The following is a 4,748-nucleotide window of genomic DNA, read 5'->3' as shown; positions in this document are numbered from 1 at the left end:
GATGCGCTGGATCAGCTCATTGCCGCGTATGAGTCCGAGGGCGTCCGGGTTCGTCGGGTTCCGGTGGACTACGCGTCCCACACCTCCCACGTCGAGCTGATCCAGGACGAACTGGCCGACGTGCTGGCCGACGTAAAGCCACAGACAGCGACTGTCCCCATGTATTCGTCGGTGGACGGACGTTGGGTCGAGGGCGCGGAACTGGACGCCGGCTACTGGTTCCGCAATCTGCGGCAGACGGTGCGGTTCGCCGACGCGACCGCCGCCCTGATCACAGAGGGGTTCAGGGCGTTCGTCGAGGTGAGCTCGCATCCGGTGCTCGCGCACAGCATCCAGGAGAGCCTGGACGAGATCCTTCAGGCGCCGAGCGTCGTGACGGGGACCCTACGCCGCGACGACGGCGGACTGGACCGCCTGTTGCTGTCGGTGGCCGAACTCTACGTGCGGGGCATCCCCGTACGGTGGACGACCTCGTTCGGCGAGCCCCTACCGCCCCGGGTCGAGTTGCCCACGTACGCCTTCCAGCATCAGCACTACTGGCTTGAGCCTGGGATCGGCGCGGGTGACCTCGCAGCGGCCGGCCTGGAGGAAGGGGGTCACCCGCTCCTGCATGCTGCGATCACGCTCGGCGGTACCGAACGCAGTGTGTTCTCCGGGCGTCTGACCCAGCGCGACCAGCCTTGGCTGGAGGATCACCGGGTGGGCGGGCTGATGCTGCTGCCGGGTACGGCGCTGTTGGACACGCTGTGCCACATCGGTGAGCGGCTGCGGGTACCGGTCGTGGACGAGCTCACGATCTCGGCACCGATCGTCGTCCCGGACGGCGGAGGCGCTGATCTCCAGATCACCGTCGAGGAAGCCGAAGGCCCAGGCGATTCCGGCGCACGCGTGGTGCGCGTGTACACCCGGTCAGGACCCGACGAGGAGTGGAGCGAGAACGCCAACGGCCTTCTGACGACGTCCTCGGAGCCGTCCCTCGTACAGGCCGATCTCAGCTCGTGGCCGCCCGTCGGCGCCCGGCCCGTCGACCTGGACGGCTTCTACGACCGTCTGACCGTCGACTACGGTCCGGCGTTCCGGGCCGTCGAGGCTGCCTGGGTACAGGACGGGCGCGTCTACGCGGCACTGCGGCTCCCGGAATCCAGCTCGGGTACGTCCGACGACACCGACGGTTACGGCATCCATCCCGCTCTGCTCGACGCCGCCCTGCACCCGCTCGCCGTGTCGGACTTCTTCGCCGACCCGGACCGCCCCCGGCTGGCCTTCTCCTGGTCGGGTGTCCGGCTCCACGCCACCGGAGCACGATCCCTTCGAGTGGTCCTGGCACCGGCGGGCCCCGACACGGTGTCGATCAGCGCCGCCGACGACACCGGTGCTCCTCTCCTCGACATCGATGCCCTGACCGTGCGGCCCGTCGATCCGACGCGACTGCGCGTCACCGCTCCTCAACTGGGCGGCTCGCTCTACGAGGTGGCTTGGATTCCGGCTCTCGCCGCAGCCACCTCCGGCGCATCCGACACGCAGTGGGAGTTCCACGCGGATCTGGACACGACCGCGCCCTCCGTACCTCCGGTGGTCGTCCTCAGGACTCCCGACGGCGATGTGGATCGGACGGTTCCCGAGCAGGTGAGCGCAGTGGGGCTGGCCGTTCTGGGCGTTCTGCAGGAGTGGCTGGCCGACACACGGACCCACGCGTCACGTCTGGTCGTCGCCACTCGCGGCGGTGACCTGGTCCAGGAACCCGTCCGGGGCCTGGTCCGCACCGCCCAGTCCGAACACCCCGGCCGGTTCGGACTGCTCGAAGTGGAACGCTTCGACGAGGAGTCCGTGTCCATCGGACTCGCCGACGCGCTGCGGGACGAACCGCAGATCGCGGTACGGGGCGACCAGGCGCTCGTCGCCCGTCTCAGGCGCGCCCATTCGCCCACCCTGCCGGAGCGCCCGCGGCTGGGCGGAGGCACGGTGCTGGTCACAGGCGCCACCGGCGGTCTGGGCCGACTCGTCACCGATCACCTCGTCCGCTCAAACGAAGTGGCCGAGCTGGTGCTCGTGTCCCGGTCAGGCGTGCCGGACGAACGGCTCGCGGAACTGTCCTCGTCCGGTGCCCGCGTGACCGCGGTGGCCGCCGACGCGGGGGACCGCGAGGCTCTGGCGCGAATCGTCGCCTCCGTCTCCGACCGGCTGACCGCGGTGGTGCACGTGGCGGGAGTCGTCGACGACCGTGTGATCGGAGACCTGGACGCCCAGCGATGGCACACCGCGCTGCGGCCCAAGGTGGACGCGGCGTGGCATCTGCACGAGCTGACCGAAGGCCTGGACCTGGCGGCGTTCGTCCTCTACTCGTCGGCCTCCTCCACCTTCGGCGGCTCGGGCCAGGGCAATTACGCGGCAGGCAACGCCTTCCTCGACGCCCTCGCCGCGCACCGCCGCGCGCAAGGGCTCCCCGCGGTGTCCCTTGCATGGGGGCTGTGGGCGGAGTCCGCCGGCATGGGCGGAAGGCTCAGCGACACCGACCTTGCCAGGATGGCCCGAGCCGGCACGAGGCCGCTCTCCGCCGAGCATGGGCTCGCCCTGTTCGACGCAGCGCTGGAGAGCGACAGTCCCGCACTCGTACCCATCCGGCTCGATCTGGCCGCCGTACGCGACAGCGCGGAGGTTCCCGCCCTGCTGCGTGACCTGGTGCCCGCCCCGACACGGCGTGCTGTGCGACGTGACACCTCGGCCGGCAGCGACAGTGCCTCGACGCTGAAGCGGAGGCTGGCCGCGCTGGGAGTGCCCGAGCAACTCGATGTGCTGCTCGATCTCGTGCGCAGCAGCGCCGCGGCCGTCCTCGGCCACGCCACCGCCGACGCGATCGAAGCACAGCGGGCGTTCAAGGAGCTGGGAGTCGACTCGCTCACCGCGGTCGAGCTGCGCAACCGGCTCACTGCAGTCACCGGCCTGCGGCTGCCCGTCACCCTGGTCTTCAACTACCCGACGGCCTCCGAGCTCGCCGAGCACCTGCGCACCGAACTGCTGGGTGAGGAGGCCGAGGACGACCGCAGGCCGCAGGACCCCGCCTCAGCTGTCCCTGCCCTCGCTCCCGGAGCTCCGGCCGACGAGCCGATCGCGATCGTGGCGATGGGATGCCGCTTCCCCGGCGGACTCTCCTCGGCGGAGGACCTCTGGCAGCTGGTCGAGGCGGGCGGTGACGTCATCACCGGTCTGCCCACCGACCGTGGTTGGGACCTGGACGGTCTCTACGACCCGGATCCCGATGCACCAGGGAAGACGTACGTCCGTGGCGGCGGATTCCTCCAGGGTGTCGCGGGGTTCGACGCCGGGTTCTTCGGGATCAATCCGCGTGAGGCGCTGGCGATGGATCCGCAGCAGCGGTTGCTGCTGGAGGTGTCGTGGGAGGTGTTCGAGCGCGCGGGCATCGACCCGACTTCGCTGAAGGGCACGCCCACGGGCGTGTTCGTGGGCACCCACGGCCAGGACTACGGCACTGGCGACACGGCCGGCCAGGCCGACGAGGGCTACCTCGTGACCGGCAACGCGGGCAGCGTCCTGTCCGGAAGGGTCTCGTACACCCTTGGGCTGGAGGGCCCCGCGCTGACCGTGGACACGGCGTGCTCGTCGTCCCTGGTGGCACTGCATCTGGCGGCGCAGGCCCTGCGCAGCGGGGAGTGCTCACTCGCGCTCGCAGGCGGTGTCTCCGTCATGTCGACGTTGGAAGGCGTCGTCGGCTTCAGCCGGCAGCGCGGACTCGCCACCGACGGCCGCAGCAAGGCATTTGCCGAGAGCGCCGACGGATTCGGAATGTCGGAGGGCGTGGCTGTGCTCCTGGTCGAGCGGTTGTCGGATGCGCGGCGGCTGGGTCATGAGGTGCTGGCGGTGGTGCGGGGGTCGGCGGTCAACCAGGACGGCGCGTCCAACGGCCTCACCGCGCCCAACGGGCCGTCGCAGGAGCGGGTCATCCGCCAGGCGCTGGCGGGTGCACGACTGTCCGCGTCGGACATCGACGCGGTCGAGGCGCACGGGACGGGGACGCCATTGGGTGACCCGATCGAGGCGCAGGCACTGCTGGCGACCTACGGCAAGGACCGGCCCATGAACCGGCCGGTGTGGATGGGCTCCGTGAAGTCCAACATCGGTCATACGCAGGCTGCGGCGGGTGCTGCGGGGATCATCAAGATGGTGCAGGCGATCCGGCATGGTGTGTTGCCGAGGACGCTGCATGTGGACGAACCGTCCTCGAAGGTGGACTGGTCGTCGGGGGCTGTGGAGTTGCTGACGGAGTCCAGGTCGTGGCCGGAGGTCGACCGTCCGCGCAGGGCTGGTGTCTCGGCCTTCGGCGTGAGTGGGACGAACGCCCACGTGATCCTGGAGCAGGCACCGGCTCCCTCCGAGGGCGAGCCCGGGGTGGAGGAACCTGCTGCTGTTGTGCCGTGGGTGATCTCCGGTGCCTCGGCCAAGGGACTGCAGGGCCAGGCGGAACGACTCGAGTCGTTCGTACGGGAGCATCCGGAACTGCCGGAGACCGCCATCGCACACGCGCTGACGAAGACGCGCGGCACATTTGCCCATCGGGCGGTGGTGGTTGCTGGGGATCGTGGTGGTGTGTTGGCGGGTGTGTCGGCGTTGGCTCGGGGTGTTGGGGCTGGTGGGGCTGTGGTGTCGGGTGTGGCGGATGTGTCGGGTCGGTCGGTGTTCGTGTTTCCGGGTCAGGGTTCGCAGTGGGTGGGGATGGGCCGGGATCTGCTGGA

Annotated in this window: 1 protein-coding gene; it reads left to right on the top strand. The window is 70.1% G+C overall.

Features of this window, described 5'->3' with window-relative positions; translation table 11 throughout:
• Positions 1-6: 6 nt before the first annotated feature.
• Positions 7-4,748: SDR family NAD(P)-dependent oxidoreductase (locus ACFWFI_RS41090; RefSeq protein ID WP_387400816.1), on the top strand; the 4,742-nt coding region annotated here is incomplete at its 3' end.

It is taken from the genome of Streptomyces sp. NPDC060209 (genome assembly GCF_042728155.1).
GTDB lineage: Bacteria > Actinomycetota > Actinomycetes > Streptomycetales > Streptomycetaceae > Streptomyces.
The sequence above is the reverse complement of the archived record's forward strand: the minus strand, read 5'-3'. Positions and strand labels throughout refer to the sequence as shown.